This is a genomic window from Shewanella dokdonensis (assembly GCF_018394335.1).
GTDB lineage: Bacteria > Pseudomonadota > Gammaproteobacteria > Enterobacterales > Shewanellaceae > Shewanella > Shewanella dokdonensis.
In genome coordinates, this window is sequence record NZ_CP074572.1 from 3,790,482 (window position 1) to 3,809,794 (window position 19,313).

General features: G+C 48.4%; 10 protein-coding genes and 6 pseudogenes. 8 read left to right on the plus strand and 8 right to left on the minus strand.

The window, feature by feature from the left end; all coding sequences use genetic code 11:
- Positions 1–9 precede the first annotated feature (9 nt).
- From yfaE to ubiG, 5 genes and pseudogenes are all read right to left on the minus strand, one after another.
- Positions 10–344: pseudogene (gene yfaE / locus KHX94_RS18190) on the minus strand (class I ribonucleotide reductase maintenance protein YfaE).
- A pseudogene (nrdB, locus tag KHX94_RS18195) lies at positions 319–1,450 on the minus strand (class Ia ribonucleoside-diphosphate reductase subunit beta). Before nrdB ends, yfaE begins: the two co-directional pseudogenes overlap by 26 nt.
- Positions 1,451–1,495: 45 nt before the next feature.
- Positions 1,496–3,780: pseudogene (gene nrdA, locus KHX94_RS18200) on the minus strand (class 1a ribonucleoside-diphosphate reductase subunit alpha).
- Between the two features lie 380 nt (positions 3,781–4,160).
- Positions 4,161–4,844, minus strand: coding sequence for an HAD family hydrolase (locus KHX94_RS18205; RefSeq protein WP_213681669.1), 684 nt, complete (start codon positions 4,842–4,844; stop codon positions 4,161–4,163).
- A 4-nt stretch (positions 4,845–4,848) separates the two neighbouring features.
- A complete protein-coding gene (gene ubiG, locus KHX94_RS18210; protein WP_213681670.1) occupies positions 4,849–5,559 on the minus strand; it encodes a bifunctional 2-polyprenyl-6-hydroxyphenol methylase/3-demethylubiquinol 3-O-methyltransferase UbiG in 711 nt (236 codons plus the stop codon).
- A gap of 325 nt (positions 5,560–5,884) precedes the next feature.
- Between ubiG and gyrA the strand changes: the two genes are divergently transcribed.
- A complete protein-coding gene (gene gyrA / locus KHX94_RS18215) occupies positions 5,885–8,587 on the plus strand; it encodes a DNA topoisomerase (ATP-hydrolyzing) subunit A (protein WP_213681671.1) in 2,703 nt (900 codons plus the stop codon).
- Between the two features lie 78 nt (positions 8,588–8,665).
- Positions 8,666–9,759 (plus strand): annotated as a pseudogene (gene serC, locus KHX94_RS18220) (3-phosphoserine/phosphohydroxythreonine transaminase).
- A gap of 56 nt (positions 9,760–9,815) precedes the next feature.
- On the opposite strand, the gene KHX94_RS18225 reads toward serC, so the two are convergent.
- Entirely contained in the window at positions 9,816–11,006 is a 1,191-nt protein-coding gene (locus KHX94_RS18225; RefSeq protein WP_213683514.1) for an amino acid aminotransferase, read from the minus strand.
- 378 nt (positions 11,007–11,384) lie between these two features.
- Between KHX94_RS18225 and aroA the strand changes: the two genes are divergently transcribed.
- The 4 genes from aroA to ihfB all read left to right on the plus strand — a co-directional run bounded on the left by aroA (position 11,385) and on the right by ihfB (position 15,633).
- Positions 11,385–12,665, plus strand: coding sequence for a 3-phosphoshikimate 1-carboxyvinyltransferase (gene aroA / locus KHX94_RS18230; protein WP_213681672.1), 1,281 nt, complete (start codon positions 11,385–11,387; stop codon positions 12,663–12,665).
- A gap of 146 nt (positions 12,666–12,811) precedes the next feature.
- Positions 12,812–13,507 carry a (d)CMP kinase gene (gene cmk, locus KHX94_RS18235; RefSeq protein WP_213681673.1) on the plus strand — a complete coding sequence of 232 codons (696 nt, stop codon included), beginning with the start codon at positions 12,812–12,814 and terminating at the stop codon, positions 13,505–13,507.
- A gap of 97 nt (positions 13,508–13,604) precedes the next feature.
- Positions 13,605–15,272, plus strand: coding sequence for a 30S ribosomal protein S1 (gene rpsA, locus KHX94_RS18240; protein ID WP_213681674.1), 1,668 nt, complete (start codon positions 13,605–13,607; stop codon positions 15,270–15,272).
- A gap of 73 nt (positions 15,273–15,345) precedes the next feature.
- Positions 15,346–15,633 carry an integration host factor subunit beta gene (gene ihfB, locus KHX94_RS18245; protein ID WP_213681675.1) on the plus strand — a complete coding sequence of 96 codons (288 nt, stop codon included), beginning with the start codon at positions 15,346–15,348 and terminating at the stop codon, positions 15,631–15,633.
- A gap of 456 nt (positions 15,634–16,089) precedes the next feature.
- Here ihfB and trhA read toward each other — a convergent pair.
- Positions 16,090–16,736: pseudogene (trhA, locus tag KHX94_RS18250) on the minus strand (PAQR family membrane homeostasis protein TrhA).
- 291 nt (positions 16,737–17,027) lie between these two features.
- Here trhA and KHX94_RS18255 point away from each other — a divergent pair.
- Both KHX94_RS18255 and KHX94_RS21935 read left to right on the plus strand, forming a co-directional pair.
- Positions 17,028–17,308: pseudogene (locus KHX94_RS18255) on the plus strand (chemotaxis protein).
- A gap of 36 nt (positions 17,309–17,344) precedes the next feature.
- Positions 17,345–18,295, plus strand: a complete 951-nt coding sequence (locus tag KHX94_RS21935; RefSeq protein WP_213681676.1) for a putative metalloprotease CJM1_0395 family protein — start codon at positions 17,345–17,347, stop codon at positions 18,293–18,295.
- A 1-nt stretch (position 18,296) separates the two neighbouring features.
- On the opposite strand, the gene KHX94_RS18265 is transcribed toward KHX94_RS21935, so the two are convergent.
- Positions 18,297–19,205 (minus strand): LysR family transcriptional regulator, encoded by a 909-nt coding sequence (locus KHX94_RS18265; RefSeq protein WP_213681677.1) that lies wholly within the window; start codon positions 19,203–19,205, stop codon positions 18,297–18,299.
- Positions 19,206–19,313: the final 108 nt, after the last annotated feature.

Genomic DNA, 19,313 nt, shown 5'->3' on the forward strand with positions numbered 1-19,313 from the left:
CTGCTGGTTTTAAGCGTGCTGTTTTTCTCTCAACAAGGGCATTTCCGCGCCATTGCAGGACAATTCAAGATCTAGATCGTCATTTGGCACACAGCAGCAGGGCAGACACTCATCAGCTGCCAGTTCCGCTAGAGGTTCAATCAGATAACGTACAGAACCACTGCGGATCTTGGTGCGACAGCAGCCGCAGTAACCACTGCGGCATTCGGAGAATATCCTGACTTTTTGGCTTCCAATACTTGCAGCAATGTCTGCGGTTGTGACTGCCAGTTCCACAGCAACAACGGCTCGCCTTGCAGCAAGACGATGGGGCGCTTTTTAAAGATCAAAGTCTGAGAACTCATGTTCGTCTACGGCCGAATCAATCTGTCCTACTAGATAAGAGGACACTTCCACTTCCTGTGGTGCGACTTGCACCGCATCACTTTCCAACCAGTTTTTCATCCACGGCAATGGGTTACTGCGTTCAGGATAAGGCAGCGGCAGATTGACGGCTTTCATCCGCTGATTGGTAATATATTCCACATACTGGCTGAGGATGGTTTCATTAAGGCCAATCATCGAACCATCTTTAAAGAGGTACTTGGCCCAGTCTTTTTCCTGCTCGGCGGCCCTAAAAAACAGCTCATAGGCCTGGCTCATGGCATTCCTTGGCAATCTCACCCATTTCCGGATCGTCGCGCCCAGCCTGCATCAGATTGATGATGTGTTGCGTGCCGTTAAGGTGCAGCGCTTCATCACGGGCGATCAAGCGGATAATCTTGGCGTTGCCCTCCATCAGTCTGCGTTCAGCAAAGGCAAATGAACAGGCAAAGCTGACGTAGAAACGGATTGCTTCTAGTGCATTGACGGACATCATGCACAGGTACAAGGCTTTTTTAAGTGAGCGGGTCGTTACCGATAATTGCTTACCAGCAATGGTAAACACGCCTTCCCCGTGCAGATGATACACCTGTGTCAGTTGGATCAACTGGTCGTAATAGTCGGCAATATCGGTTGCTCGTTTGAGGATCTCCTGATTGACCACTATGTCTTCAAACACGACGGAAGGATCATTCACAATATTCCGAATAATGTGGGTGTAAGAACGACTGTGAATGGTCTCTGAAAACGACCAGGTTTCAATCCAGGTTTCCAGCTCCGGCAATGACACCAAGGGCAGAAATGCCACGTTAGGTGAGCGTCCCTGGATGGAATCAAGCAGTGTCTGATATTTCAGGTTCGACAGGAAAATATGTTTTTCATGCTCCGGCAGTTGCGCAAAATCGATTTTATCGCGGGAGACATCTACTTCTTCCGGCCGCCAGAAGAACGATAGCTGTTTTTCAATCAGTTTTTCAAATAGTTCGTATTTTTGTTGGTCATAACGCGCCACGTTTACAGCCTGACCAAAAAACATCGGTTCGCGGGTGGCATCATTGGGTGTTTGACAGAAAATTGAATAAGCCATGTTTCATTCGTCCAAACAAAGGGGCCAAACTAGCCCCGGTTAACCTTAAATTTTGCAAGCGCCGCCGGCGCAACCGTCATCTTCTTTTTCAATGCTGAGTTCATCGAAACGATCTGACGCCCCATCACGGGTATTGTGATAGTACAGAGTTTTGACGCCAAGTTTATAGGCGGTCAGCAGATCTTTGAGCAAGGTCTGCATTGGCACTTTGCCACTGTCATATTTTGACGGGTCGTAGTTAGTGTTAGCCGAAATAGACTGATCGATGAACTTTTGCATGATGCCCACAAGTTGCAGGTAGCCATCATTACCTGGCATCTGCCATAACAACTCATACTTATGCTTGAGCTTTTCGTAATCCGGTACGACTTGCTTCAGTTGCCCGTCTTTGCTGGCCTTAACACTGATCAGACCTCGTGGAGGTTCAATGCCGTTAGTGGCATTGGAGATCTGCGATGAAGTCTCTGATGGCATCAAGGCGGACAGTGTCGAATTACGCAAACCATATTGCTTGATGTCAGCTCGCAATTGTTCCCAGTCGAGATGCAATGGCTCGCTGCAGATTTTATCGAGATCGTGCTTATAAGTATCAATAGGCAAAATGCCTTGAGCATAAGTGGTCTCGTTAAATAACGGGCAAGCGCCTTGTTCTTTGGCCAGCTCCATAGAGGCTTTCAGCAAATAGTACTGGAAAGCTTCAAAGGTACGATGGGTCAGGGCGTTGGCACTGCCATCAGAATATTTCACACCATGTTTGGCAAGATAGTTGGCAAAGTTGATAACACCAATACCTAGGGTGCGACGATTCATGGAGGCAGAACGAGCCGCAGCAATCGGATAGTCTTGATAGTCCAGCAGATTATCCAAGGCGCGCACCGCTAAGTCGGCTAACTTTTCCATCTCTTCAAGATTTTCGATAGCGCCAAGGTTTAATGCCGACAAAGTACACAAGGCAATTTCGCCATTTGCATCGTTCACATCGTTAAGCGGTTTTGTCGGGAGTGCAATTTCCAGACACAGATTGGACTGATGTACCGGCGCAACACTCGGGTCGAACGGGCTGTGAGTATTGCAATGATCCACGTTTTGGATATAGATACGGCCTGTTGATGCGCGCTCTTGCATCATCAATGAGAACAGTTCAACTGCCCGTAAGGAACGCTTGCGGATAGATTCATCCTGTTCATATTTGACATACAAGCGCTCAAATTCTTCCTGATCAGCGAAGAAGGCATCATACAGTCCGGGCACATCGGAAGGACTGAACAAGGTGATATTTTCGCCCTTGATCAAACGCTGGTACATCAGCTTATTGATCTGTACCCCGTAATCCAGATGGCGGATACGGTTGTCTTCAACACCGCGGTTGTTTTTCAGCACCAACAGCGATTCAACCTCAAGGTGCCACAGCGGGTAGAAAAGGGTGGCTGCACCACCACGGACGCCCCCTGTGAGCAAGACTTTACAGCTGTCTGGAAATGCTTGAAGAATGGAATACAGCCAGTGTGAAATGCTTCGCCACCACGGATAGGGCTACCAAGTGCACGAATACGGCCAGCGTTAATACCAATTCCCGCCCGCTGACTGACATATTTTACAATGGCAGACGATGTGGCATTGATAGAATCCAAGCTGTCACCGCATTCGATCAGCACGCAGGAACTGAACTGGCGAGTCGGTGTACGGACGCCTGACATGATGGGCGTTGGCAGCGAAATTTTAAAGGTGGAAACCGCATCATAGAAATCTTTGATGTATTGCAGGCGGTTGTGCCGCGGATAACCAGAGAACAAACAAGCGGCAACTAAGATATAAAGAAACTGGGCACTTTCGTAAACTTCATGAGTCACCCGGTTTTGTACCAGATATTTACCTTCCAACTGCTTTACGGCGGCATAAGAGAAGGTCATGTCGCGCCAGTGGTCGATATAGCTGTCCATCAGATCCAGCTCTTCGCGGCTGTAATCTTCCAGAATATGACGGTCGTATTTTCCCATCTCAACCAATTTAGCCACATGATCAGCAAGTTTTGGCGGCTCAAACTGACCGAAGGCTTTCTTACGCAGATGGAAGATTGCCAAACGTGCTGCCAAAAACTGATAATCTGGGGCATCTGGTGAAATCAGATCCGCAGCAGCTTTAATGATGGTTTCATGAATAATTTCGGTGGGGATACCATCGTAAAATTGCAAGTGAGCACGCAACTCGACTTCGGATACAGACACATTGGCCAAATCATCTGCGGCCCAAGTGATTACTCGGTGGATCTTTTCGAGGTCAATCGTTTCTCTTTTGCCACTGCGTTTGGTAACTGTCATATTGCTATTCATTAGAGATAGATCCTGGTTTTTATCATTAATGACGATGGCGAAACACCATCAAAACTTCCTTAGTACAACAATCAAATGCCGACGACTGGACACTGTATTTAGAGATTCTGAGCCGTCATTTACGTCGAATGTGAGTCTGCGACTAGTGGCTGAGATTGTTGCCTACACACAATATGTGGTGTTTTTGTGTTTACAGAGTAACAAGATAGTGAGGCTGGCGGCGTTTTGCAAGTGACGATTCAGGGCATATCTTGTGGATATCTTCGCATTCTTTCCCTGACAGATGCGACAAACGCCGTCAATATAGGGATTTACGCCTTTAGTACAAAATATGAGCGATCAGATTCGAGCGGTTCGATTGCTAAAATATGCAGCGATCGTTAACGATCTATCGCCATGTCAGTTGTCAGTAGTGCTGTTAACTGTGACGGCGTTGACAGCATAATATCGGCCTGCCACTGTGGTGGCGCATCGTCGTCATTGATATAACCCCACAGCGCTGCCGCTGACGGCATATTCGCAGCTTTGGCGGCGATAATGTCACGTTCGGCATCGCCCACGTACAAAATATCCTTGGGTGCGCTTCGCAGTTGCTGCGCTGCCAGTAACATAGGCGCGGGGTGTGGTTTGCGAAAAAGAGTCGTATCGGCACTGATGACAGATTGGAGCTTATCTAGCACCCCAAGTTTCAACAATAACGGTTTAGTGAAGATGGCGGGCTTATTGGTCACTACCCCGATGGCGATACCCCGTGTCTGCGCGAGAGCAAATAACGCTGCCAGCCCGTCAAACAGGGTCGATTGCTGGCCGTTAATGCGTTGATAATGCTGTAACATCAACAGCCTAAGCGACTCCTGTTGTTGAGCCTCGGCCTGTGGCACTGCGGCTTTGATCATTGCTAGCGAACCGTTAGAAGCCTGGGCGCGCAGCGCGTGATAGTCAGCCGCGCTGTCAAGACCCGTCTGCGCTAAAGCGGCATGCACCGCCGCGATCAGGTCCGGCGCGGTGTCCACCAAAGTACCATCAAGATCAAACAGTAACGCTGAAACCGGCGTAGATAACATGTGGCTAGTCCACTTTCTGGCAGGCGATCATGTAGTTCACTTCGACACTTGGGGTATAACTGAAAATGCCATTGAGCGGGTTATATTTGATCCCCAGTGCATCGCGGCAGATAAGGTCGGTGTGTTCTGCCATAGCGATCAGCTCAGAAGGGCGGAGAAATTTGCTGTGAACATGCGTGCCGACAGGCAGCATTTTTAGCAGATATTCAGCCCCCACAATTGTTTGCACCCAAGACATCAGATTGCGGTTGATGGTGGAGAAAAACACCCAGCCGCCTGTTTTTACCATGGTGCAGCAGGCGTTAATCACCGACTGTGGCTCCGGCACATGCTCCAGCATCTCCATACAGGTCACCACATCATAATAAGCCGGATGCTTCAGTGCATGTTCTTCTGCGGTCAGTTGCTGGTAATCCACTGTGATAGCTGACTCAAGCGCATGTAACTTAGCGATTTCCAGTGGCTCATGCCCCATATCAAGCCCGGTGACCTTGGCGCCTAGCTTTGCCATGCTTTCAGAAAGAATGCCGCCGCCGCAACCAACATCCAGTACCTGCTTCTGAAAAATACCGCCCGCTTTCAAGTCGATGTAGTTGAGCCGTAACGGGTTAAGTTCATGCAGAGGCTTAAATTCACCTTGAGGATCCCACCAGCCGGCCGCCATATTTTCAAATTTAGCGATCTCTTGTGGATCGACGTTGGCATTTTCTTGCATGGCAATACCTTAAAAACAAATAGAAAGACGCGCCATTATAACCACAGTTAAGCAGACAGTGGGTACGTTGATTTACACGCTTTTGCCGTTTCCCCATGACCGCGACAAGCAACTGTTTAAAAAATGCTCAACTTGTCGAAATCTATACAGATTTTGCTCTTTTTACACGGTATAGCGCGACGATAACGTAAATATGGCGTACTAACTGCTTTCAGGTCTTCCGAGCACCGATAACTGTGTTAGAATGACCCATTACGTTAGTAGGGCTCGACAATGACATGGAACAAAAAGTTGTCAGCTTTCATATAAGGGGATCGAGCAGTTTATGACTGATCAGGCTTCATCCATTTCGCCAATCAATATTGAAGACGAACTAAGAACTTCCTACCTCGACTACGCCATGAGCGTAATTGTTGGCCGGGCCTTGCCAGATGTTCGTGACGGTTTGAAACCAGTTCATCGCCGTGTACTGTTTGCGATGAACGAGCTGAAAAACGACTGGAACAAACCTTATAAAAAGTCCGCCCGTGTCGTTGGTGACGTTATCGGTAAGTATCACCCTCATGGCGATAGTGCGGTATACGATACCATAGTGCGTATGGCGCAACCATTTTCATTGCGTTATACCTTGGTTGACGGGCAGGGGAACTTCGGTTCCGTGGACGGCGATGCCGCAGCCGCTATGCGTTATACCGAAATTCGCATGCAGCGCTTGGCCCATCACCTGCTGGCCGACCTCGATAAAGAAACCGTGGATTTTGTACCTAACTATGATGGTACTGAACAGATCCCCGAAGTGTTACCGACCCGGATCCCTAACCTGCTGGTCAACGGTTCTTCCGGTATTGCGGTGGGGATGGCGACCAACATTCCACCACACAATCTGACGGAAGTGGTCAATGGTTGTTTGGCGTTGATTGAAAACCCAGACCTTTCCATTGATGAGCTGATCAACTGCATTCCTGGGCCTGACTTCCCGACTGCTGCAATTATCAATGGCCGCAAAGGTATTGAGGAAGCTTATCGTACCGGTCGTGGCAAAGTGATCATGCGTGCCCGCGCTGACTTTGAAACCGAAGATAACGGTCGTGAACGCATCGTAGTGACCGAAATCCCTTATCAGGTGAATAAAGCTCGCCTGATTGAAAAGATTGCTGAGTTGGTTAAAGACAAAAAAATCGAAGGGATCAGCGGCTTACGTGATGAGTCCGATAAGGACGGCATGCGGATTGTTATCGAAATCAAACGCGGTGAAGTCGGGGAAGTGGTACTGAATAATCTGTACGCACAGACCCAGATGCAGTGTTCTTTCGGTATCAATATGGTGGCGTTGGCAAATGGCCAACCAAAGCTGTTCAACATCAAGGAGATGCTAGAAGCCTTTATCCTGCATCGCCGCGAAGTGGTTACCCGCCGTACCGTATTTGAATTGCGTAAAGCCCGCGAACGGGCGCACATCCTGGAAGCATTAGCCGTTGCCTTGGCTAATATCGATCCGATTATTGAGCTGATCAAGAATTCTCCAAGCCCGAGCGAAGCTAAACAACGTCTGACGGAACAGGGCTGGGCCTTGGGCAATGTGCAGGCCATGCTGGAAAAAGCCGGTGATGATGCCGCACGGCCGGAATGGTTGGAGCCGCAGTTTGGTATCCATGAGGGGCTATATTTCCTGACCGAGACACAAGCTCAGGCAATTTTGGATCTGCGTTTGCAGAAACTGACCGGCTTGGAACACGAAAAAATCCTGCAGGAATATGAAGAACTGCTGGAAACCATCGCTGGTTTATTACATATCCTGCACAGCTCAGTGCGTTTGATGGAAGTGATCAAGGAAGAGCTGCAAGAAGTGTTGACCCAATTCGGCGATGCTCGCCGTACCGAAATCAATGAGTCCGCCGCAGATCTCAGCCTGGAAGATTTGATCAACGAAGAAGATGTCGTGGTGACCTTGTCACATCTAGGTTATGCCAAGTATCAACCGCTAACCGACTATCAGGCGCAGCGCCGTGGCGGTAAAGGTAAAGCGGCAACCAAGGTAAAAGATGAAGACTTCGTTGAGCAGTTGCTGATTGCCAATACTCACGACACCATTTTGTGCTTCTCAGACTTTGGCAAACTGTATTGGTTAAAAGTATATCAGTTGCCATTGGCGAGCCGTCAGTCGCGTGGTCGTCCAATTGTGAATCTGTTACCGCTAGAAGGTGAAGAGCGCATCACCGCTATTTTGCCGGTAAGAGAATACGAAGAAGGCAAGTATATCATCATGGCAACCTCCAATGGTACCGTGAAGAAAACCGCCCTGACTGAATACAGCCGTCCACGGAGTAATGGCATTATTGCGGTGAACCTGAAAGACGGTGACCAGTTGATAGGCGTGGATATCACCGATGGTAGCAGTGAAATCATGTTGTTCTCGGATGCGGGTAAGGTGGTACGCTTTAAAGAAGCGGAAGAGTCACCGATAACCGATGAAGATGGCAATCCGGTGTTGGATGAAAACGGCGAAGTACAGATCACCTTTAAAGGTGTGCGCCCAATGGGTCGTACCGCTACCGGTGTTCGTGGTATCGCCTTGGAAGACGGTCAGAAAGTTGTTTCACTGATCGTGCCTCGTGGTGATGATGCGATTCTGACCGTTACCGCGAACGGCTTTGGTAAACGCACCGCATTGGATGAATACCCCGCCAAGAGCCGCGCCACCAAAGGCGTGGTTTCTATCAAAGTCAGCGATCGTAACGGCGCAGTGGTAGGCGCGGTACAGGCTGCTGAAAATGATGAAATCATGCTGATCAGTGATAAAGGTACATTGGTGAGAACCCCGGTTTCCGGCGTTTCATTAATTGGCCGTAACACTCAGGGGGTCACCATCATCCGCACGGCTGACGACGAAACTGTGGTCGGACTGCAACGCATTGACGAAATCCAGGCAGAGGACGATGATATCCTAGACGATGCCGAGGTTGATATGCTGACCGATGCCCCGGATAATGAAGGCGATATTGCCGCCGATGAAGACACCGCAGAGTAAACTGCGAAAGTAGAAAACGGGCGTCCTAAGTGGCGCTCGTTTTGTCTCTACCCATTTTATGGTTCAAGGAGAATATGAGTGAGTACCGTTTATAATTTTTGTGCCGGCCCGGCAATGTTGCCACCACCGGTAATGGCTAAAGCTCAAGCTGAGTTGCTGAATTGGCAGGGACAAGGTGTATCGGTGATGGAAGTCAGCCATCGCGGTGCGCCTTTTATCGCGCTAGCCAAACAGTCAGAGGCCGATTTACGGGAACTCATGAATATCCCTGATAACTACCATGTGTTGTTTATGCATGGCGGTGGTCGTGGTCAGTTTGCTGCCGTTGTGAATAATTTTCTTGGCAACAATGGTAAAGCCCTTTATTTAATCAGTGGCCAGTGGTCAAAATCGGCGGCGGATGAAGCGGTGCGGCTGGTCGGTGAAGAACAGGTAGATACTATAAATATAGTATCTAATATCAATGGGTTAAAACAGGTGGCCTTGCCAGCATTAACTGGCCCCGCCACGCAATATCGTTACGTTCATTACTGTCCGAACGAAACGGTTGATGGCATCGAAATATTTGAAGAGATTAATGCACCTTGGCCCGTTATTGCCGATATGTCCTCCACCATCATGTCTCGCCAAGTGGACATCAGTAAGTTCGGCATGATCTACGCTGGCGCACAAAAAATATTGGCCCTTCAGGGCTGAGCATAGTGATCGTGAGGAAGGATCTGCTGCAACTGCCCGCGGTCAATCCATCCTCTATAATGGATTACCGCATTGCCGCAGCACATGATTCCATGTTCAACACACCACCTACATTTGCCTGGTATTTAGCGGCAGAAGTCTTTAAGTGGCTGAAACAGCTTGGTGGGGTGGCTGCCATTGAAGCGCAAAATAAGCAGAAAGCGGAATTACTGTACCAATGTATCGATCAACTGGACTTTTACCGAAACGGGGTGGCACCACAAAACCGTTCACGTATGAATGTGACTTTTCAGTTGGCTGATGAAGACCTCAATAAAGCGTTCCTCGCGGAAGCAGAAACTCACGGACTGGTTGCTCTGAAAGGTCACCGCATTGTTGGCGGCATGAGAGCGAGCATTTATAATGCGATGCCATTGGCTGGAGTGCAGACCTTGGTCGATTTTATGCGGGCTTTTGCTGAAAAACACCAAGCCTGATAACGTTACCGGCATAAGAAAGCGACTGCATGCAGTCGCTTTTTTGTTAGCAATATTTAAAGAATGGCGGCTATCGATTGCGCCAGATAATCCACGTTTTCTTCGGTGATCCCGGCAACACTGATACGGCTTGAGCCGACCATATAAATGCCGTAATCACGTTTTAATTGTTCGACTTGTTCTGCGGTGATCCCTAAAAACGAGAACATCCCTTTCTGGCGAGCAATAAAACTAAAATCACGAGTGACACCCGCCGCTTTAATTTTATCAACCAGCATGGCTCGATTCCCGTTGATACGGTTACGCATAATAGCCAGTTCTTCCAGCCATTGCTGGGTCAGTTCTTCAGAACCTAAAATGGTTTCTACCAAAGCCGCACCATGCGCTGGCGGCATGGAATAGTTGGCTCGGATCACATGCAACATTACTGACAGTGCGATATCCGCTTTGGGAGAATCTTGGGTGATTACCGCACAGGCACCAATACGTTCACGATAAAGTCCAAAGTTTTTGGAGCAGGAAGCACACAGCAGCATTGCATCAACGGCAGCAGCCATTTTGCGCACTCCATAAGCATCCCGTTCTAAACCATCCCCAAACCCTTGGTAAGCCATATCAATTAACGGCGTAAATCCACGTTCTACGGCAACGGCAACGACTTGATCCCATTGTGCTTCACTGAGATCCTGGCCGGTTGGATTGTGGCAACAAGCGTGCAGTAACACCACGTCATTACTGCCTAATTGTCGCAGCGCAGCTAGCATCTCTTCAAACTTTAGCTGGTTGTTTTGCTGATCATAGTAAGGGTAACTTGCCACTTTGAGCCCAGCACCTTTAAACAGGCTGATGTGATTGGCCCACGTAGGATCGCTCACCCACATGGTGGCATCTGGATTGCAACGCTTGATGAAATCGGCGGCCACTTTTAATGAACCTGTGCCACCAGGCGTTGATACGCTACGCACCCGGTTCTGTTCGAGAATGCTATGTTCGGCACCAAAGGCTAAACGACAGAAGAGTTGGTTAAACTTTTCGCTGCCTGCCGGACCGATATAGACTTTGGTGGTTTCCGTTGCGGTGCGTAGGCGTTCTGCGGTTTTCACACATGCAAGGATAGGGGTGTTGCCTTGTGGATCTTTATAGACACCAACACCTAAATCGACTTTTAACGGACGAGTATCATCACGGAATTGACTCAATAGTCCCAGGATCGGGTCTGCGGGCATCGCTTGTAAATGGTTAAACATCGGCATTTCTATTGTGGTAATGGTTAGTCGGGCTAGCATAGCGGCATTTACCACAGAAGTTAATTATCTGTGGCCCTCTTGCCGTTTTAAATCATAAACAACGTGGGTATTTTTTGAGAACGATACAAAATCGCTATTTTTATGGCATTTTGTTGTTATTTTGTGCAGCGTTTAGGGGAGATGCGGCAATCTGATGGAAAACGGTTGAACTGCCGCAGTCAATCAGTCACTTTATAGCAGCAGTTTTGTGTCGTTGGTCGAGACTTGGCCAAGCACAATAGACACACTTTGGGGTTGAGTCGCCGAGAGCCGTATTCTTGGCGTTTGCATAATATTTCCGCGCAGAATAAAAGCTGCGATAAATCAAGATAGTTGACTATGAAAGAACTACGCCTAGCGCATGTCGCTCATTTTAACGGTGAAGTGAATATCCCTGGTTCCAAAAGCATTTCGAATCGGGCGTTATTGCTTGCAGCCTTGGCTAACGGGCCAACTGAGCTGACTAACCTGCTGGATTCCGATGATATTCGCCATATGTTGGCCGCCTTGTCTAAACTCGGTATCCAATATGAATTATCGGCCGATAAAAGCCGTTGCTTGGTCAACGGTAATGCTGGGCCGTTTGCTGTTGCCGCACCATTAACGCTCTTTCTTGGCAATGCCGGAACCGCTATGCGCCCACTGTGTGCAGCACTTACACTGGGACGTGGTGTTTTTGAACTGACTGGCGAACCCCGGATGGAAGAGCGGCCAATTGGTGATTTGGTCAATGCCCTACGGCAACTTGGTGCCAATATCAAATATCTAAAAAACTCACATTACCCACCACTGCAGATTGCGGGCACAGGCTTGACCGGTGGTACCGTAACGATTGCGGGCACCTTATCGAGCCAATTCCTTACCGCGTTGCTAATGGTGGCACCTCTGGCACAATCGGCCGTCACCATTGAAGTTCAAGGCGATTTAGTATCAAAGCCTTACATTGATATTACCTTAGCGTTGATGCAAAAATTTGGCGTTGAAGTACAGAATCATGGCTATCAGCGTTTTGACATCGCCGCCGGGCAACAATATACCGCGCCAGGCAGATTGTTAGTGGAAGGCGATGCTTCCTCCGCCTCCTATTTCTTGGCCGCCGGGGCGATTGCCGGTGGCGAAGTGAAGGTTACTGGTGTCGGACGTCAAAGCATTCAAGGCGATATAAAATTTGCAGATGCCTTGGCGGCAATGGGCGCTCAAATAGAGTGGGGTGATGATTTTATTATTTCCAAAGGTAGCCAGCTACAGGGGATTGATATGGATATGAATCATATTCCCGATGCGGCTATGACGATTGCCACGGCGGCGATATTTGCTACTGGTGAAACGCGGCTGAGTAACATTTATAACTGGCGCATTAAAGAAACAGATCGGTTGGCAGCCATGGCAACAGAATTGCGTAAAGTGGGTGCCGAGGTGGAAGAGGGTGAGGACTTTATTCGTATCATCCCGCCGAAAACAGTGCAGCATGCCACGATTGATACCTATAACGATCATCGGATGGCGATGTGTTTTTCACTGCTGGCGTTTGCCGATTGTGGCGTGACAATCCGCGATCCAGACTGCACTTCAAAAACCTTTCCCGACTATTTCCGCCAGTTTGCGGCTTTGTCACGTTAGCGTAACAGTCATACTGGGTTTGTTTGCTAAATTTCGCCGTTGCAGCGGGCCGTATTCATGTATAATACGGCCCGCTTAATTCCTGGACACTACAATTATTAAGATTGGTGCGTGTTTGGGAACGACACTATATTGCGGAGGATTCTATGTCTGAACGGGCGCCTGTCGTCACTATTGATGGCCCCAGCGGAGCGGGAAAAGGAACCATTAGCCAGATGTTGGCTACCCGGTTAGGATGGAAGCTGCTTGATAGCGGCGCTATCTATCGTGTGCTGGCACTGGCAGCAATTCACCACAATGTGGGGCTAGATAACGAAGAAGCCATTACCTTGCTCGCTACTCACCTCGATGTGCAGTTTCTGGCTGATGCCGACAAGGAAACTACCAAAATAGTGCTTGAAGGTGAAGATGTTACCACCAGTATTCGCTCCCAGGAATGTTCTGACGCGGCCTCGCGGGTTGCCGCTTTCCCGCGGGTACGCGAAGCATTGCTGCGACGTCAGCGTGCGTTTAATGTCGCCCCTGGACTGATTGCTGATGGCCGGGATATGGGCACCGTGGTTTTTCCTAACGCCCCCGCTAAATTGTTTTTAACCGCAACGGCGGAAGAACGCGCCGAACGGCGCTATAATCAGTTGCTAGACAAGGGCTTTGATGTTAACATCGAACGCCTTTTAACCGAGATTAAAGAGCGTGATTTCAGAGACATGAATCGCGCTGTTGCACCGTTAGTACCAGCAGATGATGCGCTGGTGATTGACACAACGGGTCTCGGTATCGAAGCGGTGTTTCAGTTAGCACTGAAACACATTGAACAGAAATTATCCGCTGCGGGTATTTAATACACGTGGTTTGAGTATCTCCCGCAAGGATGCAGGGGATTAGTGAACTGACCCCATGCTCAGGATGTAGTATGGCTTTAATTTTAAAGTAATTAACATGACTGAATCTTTTGCTGATCTGTTTGAACAATCCCTTCAACAACTGGAATTTCGTCCAGGTTCTATCGTCCGCGGTACTGTAGTTGCCATTGAAAATGGCATGGTGCTGGTTGATGCAGGCCTGAAATCAGAAAGCCCAATTCCTGCCGAGCAGTTCAAGAACGCCCAAGGCGAACTGGAAATTGCTGTAGGTGACCAAGTTGACGTAGCGCTGGACAGCGTAGAAGACGGCTTTGGTGAAACCCAACTGTCTCGTGAAAAAGCTAAGCGCCATGAAGCCTGGATCGTTCTGGAAAAAGCCTACGAAGAAAATGCCACCGTTATCGGCATTATCAACGGTAAGGTTAAAGGCGGTTTCACTGTTGAATTGAATGGTATCCGTGCATTCCTGCCAGGTTCACTGGTTGATGTTCGTCCAGTACGCGACACTGCGCACCTGGAAAACAAAGAATTGGAATTCAAGGTTATCAAACTGGATCAGAAACGTAACAACGTAGTGGTTTCTCGCCGCGCCGTTATCGAATCTGAAAGCAGCGCCGAACGTGACGCCCTGTTGGAAAACCTGCAGGAAGGTCAAGCGGTTAAAGGTATCGTTAAAAACCTTACAGACTACGGTGCATTTGTGGATCTGGGTGGTGTTGACGGTCTGCTGCACATCACTGACATGGCATGGAAACGCGTTAAGCATCCATCTGAAATCGTCAATGTTGGTGACGAAATCACTGTTAAAGTGCTGAAATATGACCGTGAACGCACTCGTGTTTCACTGGGTCTGAAACAACTGGGTGAAGACCCATGGTTGGAAATCAGCAAACGTTATCCAGAAAACACCAAGCTGACTGGTCGTGTGACTAACCTGACCGATTATGGCTGCTTCGTTGAAATCGAAGAAGGTGTTGAAGGTCTGGTACACGTATCTGAAATGGATTGGACCAACAAGAACATCCACCCATCCAAGGTTGTTAGCCTGGGTGATGAAGTGGAAGTTCTGGTACTGGATATCGACGAAGAACGTCGTCGTATCTCTCTGGGTCTGAAACAGTGTAAGACTAACCCATGGGAAGACTTCTCCAACCGTTACGCCAAGGGCGACAAAGTTACTGGTAAGATCAAATCTATCACTGACTTCGGTATCTTCATTGGTCTGGACGGTGGCATCGATGGTCTGGTTCACCTGTCTGACATCTCTTGGAACAATAACGGCGAAGAAGCTGTTGGCGAATACAAGAAAGGTGATGAAATCACTGCTGTTGTACTGTCTGTTGACCCAGAACGTGAACGTATCAGCCTTGGTGTAAAACAGACTGAAGATGATCCTTTCAATGCCTACTTGGCAGATAAGAAGAAAGGTTCTATTGTAAACGGTACAGTAACTGCTGTTGATGCCAAAGGCGTGACTGTAGAACTGGCGGACACTGTTGAAGGTTACATCCGTGTAGCTGATATCAGCCGCGAACGCATCGAAGACGCTTCTACCGTATACAATGTCGGTGATAGCGTTGAAGCCAAGTTTATGGGTGTGGATCGTAAGAACCGTGCCATCAGCTTGTCAATTCGTGCGAAAGACGAAGCCGAAGAGAAAGAAGTAATGGCTAACCTGAATAAACAGGAAGATGTCGTTATGACTAACGCTATGGCTGAAGCATTCAAGGCAGCCCGCAAATAATGAGCCTTAATGGCAGGAGCTTAGCTCCTGCCCGTAAGCGCCAATGTTTGGCTTAAAAATAGGGGTAGCAAGGATGACAAAATCCGAACTGATCGAAAAACTCGCGGCAGATCAAGCACAACTGTCTGCGAAAGATGTGGAAAATGCCATCAAAGAGATGTTGGAGCAAATGGCGAAGACATTGGAAAGCGGTGATCGCATCGAAATCCGTGGCTTTGGCAGTTTCTCATTACACTATCGCGCACCTCGTGTAGGACGTAATCCTAAAACCGGAAGTTCTGTTGAACTTGATGGCAAATACGTTCCACACTTTAAGCCCGGCAAAGAGTTGCGCGAACGGGTAGACGCCACTATCGTTTAATTATTTCTGCTGTAAAAGCCTCGGTTTTCATGAGGCTTACTATGATGGTTAGTTGCTATTCTTCACAGAAGTTCTGGGAACGAGTAGTGATTAACCATCATGTATTTTAAGTAGTTGCTATCAGTTCAATAAAAGTCTGTACCAGCAACTGTTTTACAGATGAGCCCGTTCTTATTCTATAGAACTCAGCCCATAACTTTTCGCGGCAATCCCCCTTGCTAGGCCTTACTTGCTCATTAGCTTTGTAGAGCAGGGACAGCAATCACATCAAACGCATCATCCCTACCTTCATCAATTCATAATCGGCTGTCATCGCCAAAATGACATAATATCCATTAACTAGCCTTAGAGAGCCATCAACTGGTTGATGATTGGGATAATTATTGGAGAGCAAAGCGCGCTATTGTAAGCCGCGTATGAATGTATGCGACAGCACAAATTACGCGGGGATAACACTCAAATAGATACATAGGAAATGGCACACCGCACCCCTAGCACAAATAAATGCCAGATGGCATGATTGAAGGGAATGGCCTTAATTGCATAGAAGGGAACGCCAATGCTGTAGCTTAACCCACCAGCAACTAACAACCAAAATCCGCTAGTGGAGAGATGTGCAATCAGCTGTGGCAAAATCGCGATACAAAGCCATCCCATCACCAGATATAAAGTCAGACTCAAGGCTTTGAATCTATGAACAAAGAAACTTTTAAAAACCACACCGCCGCCGCTAGTGACCAGATGGCAACCAGTACCCATTCGGTCTCGGTACCGTTCATGGAGATCAGCATCATCGGGGTATAAGTGCCAGCGATTAGCAGATAAATAGCACAGTGATCCAACACTTTCAGGCGTCGCTTCCAATGTAACTGCGGAATGCTGTGGTAGAGCGTAGAGCAGAGAAATAACAGGATGAAACTGGCGCCGTATATGCTTACACCTGTTAACTGAACTGATGAGAGTGAATGCCAGCCCTTATTCAGCATCAATGTTAGTGCCACAATACCTAATATGATCCCTAGACCATGACTGATACTGTTGGCTAACTCTTCATTGAATGAATAGCTACCAATAATAGGCTCTTCAGCGGTTCTTACTGTCATTGCAATAGCTTCTCTGCTGGTCAATGTTAGTGATCTGAGTGTAACAACAGCAGTAGTGGATTACTATATCTAAGTGAACATGTGTTAGCTTAAATATTTAATGCCACTATTGTCACCGCTCTAGGTGATAAGCAACACGTTTAATCATGTGGCGTTAATCGTATTTTTGCCGCGTTTTTTCACTGTGGTATATGGGACTGATACTGTACATAAGCACTGATTTGTACAATAATCAAACATTGGTGAGGTGTGGTATACCTCAACGCATCTGCGATTGTTGGAGGAAAGTTAATGCAAATATCGTCCGCATTTGCTGCTGGTATGCAGGGGTTACAAGCGGCGCAGTCGGGGTTGACCCAGGCGACCGTTGATGTTGCTCAAGCATCGGTGCAACCAACGTCAGCGTCTTCGGCAGAGAACAGTAGCAATGCTGTTGCCGCGGTTGGTAATCGTCCAGATACTACCAGCGCGTTGGTTTCTGCCATGGTTTCCGAGCGTCAGGGGAAGCGTCTGTAGACGTGTTGCAACGAGCTTCTGATACACTCGGTAGCATTATCGATATCGAGGTTTAACATGTTCCCGGCGCTGCTTTCCTGCAAGCGCCGACCATGACTGGCCGTAGCCGTGCTGCGGCTTTACCAGTCGACGAAGTTTTATCTGCTAATACCATTCGCGATCCTGCAACAACTTCCTCAAGCCCTGATGTGTTTGTCACATCAGCCGATGACGCTGCTGTGGTATTGCCGCAAAACAATCGTGCTGCTTTATTCAGTCTGTCATTGGGCGCTTTAGGAGCTGCAGCGATAAATGACCCTAGTTCGGAAATCACTAGTTCAGAAACCACCGCAGCACAAACTGTTGCAGATACTACACCGGCCGATGCGGCTGGGAACGCATCGGATATTGATAGTGGCGCACAGGCACAGGAACTACAACAACTGAAGCAACTCCAGCAGCGGGACACGGAAGTGCGCTCCCATGAGCAGGCGCACGCTGCCGTTGGTGGTATCTATGCGGGACAACCTCAGTTTGACTATGAACATGGAACCGATGGCAAGCGTTATGCCGTGGATGGAGAAGTGCACATTGATGTGGCGGTAATCCCTAAGGATCCGCAAGCCACCATGAATAAAATGAAGCAGGTTTATGCGGCAGCAATGGCACCAATGGCTCCTTCCGCCGCTGATATCCAGGTGGCGGCAGAAGCGATGCGAAAATATAATATGGCCAGAGAACAGCTCACTTCTCAGCGTAACGTTGCCGGAGTGGCACCATTGCCGGAAGATACTCAACAACCTAATGCCAAGTCACCAGCAACGACAGAGATGGCGCAATCCTCAGATGCTAATGCCTATCCGCTGGGTATCACTAGACTCATGGGGCAGGTGAATGCGCAACAGAAACACGCAACCACTGAAAATTTCTTTGCGCCATCCATCGCGACCCACGCGCTGAATGATATAAGCCTGCCAAATGCAACATTAGAGGTGTCACAAACCAAACCACAGGGCGCCACCATGTTTGTGCAGGATGACGCCCCGGCATTTGTAATCGCCTAGCTTAATTGCTATCAGGGGAAGGGGACTCTTGATGCTGCGCTAAAATCAACGCTTCTAGGAGCTTAGAGGCTGGGCCTTGTTTATCTCTTTGGGGCACCACCAGTGTCAGCACGATTCGCCGACAGCTAGAACCTTTGATTTTTAGCCGTACCAAATCACCGTCCGCTAACTCTTTCTCAACCATATGTGCCGGTACCCAACAGAAGCCAACGCCTTTACTGAGGATCACTTTCGCCTCATGAAAGTTGCTTACGGTCCAGCGCTGTTCAGCCTTCAGCCAACCCGTTTCCTGCTGAGCATTAATCCCGGTATCCTTGATAACGATCTGCAGATGCTGTGCCAACATATGGTCATCTTCTAACTCGGGGGTCAGCGCCAAGGGGTGAGAGGGATGACATACCAGATAAAAATCAAGATCGCATAGTGGCTGGGCAATATAACCTTTAGGTGGCGTGCCGCATATTGCCAAATCCACCTGATTATTCTGAATTAATTCGGTAGTACCATTGATCACTGTGTCTACTACCGTGATACGCGTACCGCGACTTTCGGGTAAAAATGCCGCTAGTGCCTCAGTCAGTTTATCCATCGGATATACCAATTCTCGGGCGATGGTTAAAGACGGCTCCCAGCCTTGCTCAAGATTATTGGCCAACTGCTCCAATTCACCAACGGCTTGGGTTACATGGCGAGAACGGCGCAGCAACACTTCACCCTGTTCAGTAAGGTAGGCCTTGCGCCCCTTTACTTCCAATAGCTGGATCCCCAACTGTGACTGCAATTTAGCCACCGCATGATTGAGCGATGATTGGCTCTTGTTGAGTTTATCGGCCGCCTGTGCATAGCCACCGAAGTCAACTACTGCTTGCAGAATACGCCATTGTTCCAGTGTGGATTTAGGTCTGTGCATAATTGTAAAAATTAGCTGATTTGAACTTCATCATGCTAATTTCTTTCGAAATATTCAAACAAAATTCACTTAACTAAGTGTCATGAATGATCTTTGTCGCAAATTTGT

Bases quoted from the DNA above. Each gene is read 5' to 3' on its own strand.
- KHX94_RS21935 (WP_213681676.1), top strand. From the start codon at position 17,345: ATGACTGGCCGTAGCCGTGCTGCGGCTTTACCAGTCGACGAAGTTTTA.
- KHX94_RS18225 (WP_213683514.1), bottom strand. From the start codon at position 11,006: ATGTTTAACCATTTACAAGCGATGCCCGCAGACCCGATCCTGGGACTA.
- aroA (WP_213681672.1), top strand. From the start codon at position 11,385: ATGAAAGAACTACGCCTAGCGCATGTCGCTCATTTTAACGGTGAAGTG.
- cmk (WP_213681673.1), top strand. From the start codon at position 12,812: ATGTCTGAACGGGCGCCTGTCGTCACTATTGATGGCCCCAGCGGAGCG.
- KHX94_RS18205 (WP_213681669.1), bottom strand. From the start codon at position 4,844: ATGTTATCTACGCCGGTTTCAGCGTTACTGTTTGATCTTGATGGTACT.
- rpsA (WP_213681674.1), top strand. From the start codon at position 13,605: ATGACTGAATCTTTTGCTGATCTGTTTGAACAATCCCTTCAACAACTG.
- ihfB (WP_213681675.1), top strand. From the start codon at position 15,346: ATGACAAAATCCGAACTGATCGAAAAACTCGCGGCAGATCAAGCACAA.
- KHX94_RS18265 (WP_213681677.1), bottom strand. From the start codon at position 19,205: ATGCACAGACCTAAATCCACACTGGAACAATGGCGTATTCTGCAAGCA.
- gyrA (WP_213681671.1), top strand. From the start codon at position 5,885: ATGACTGATCAGGCTTCATCCATTTCGCCAATCAATATTGAAGACGAA.
- ubiG (WP_213681670.1), bottom strand. From the start codon at position 5,559: ATGCAAGAAAATGCCAACGTCGATCCACAAGAGATCGCTAAATTTGAA.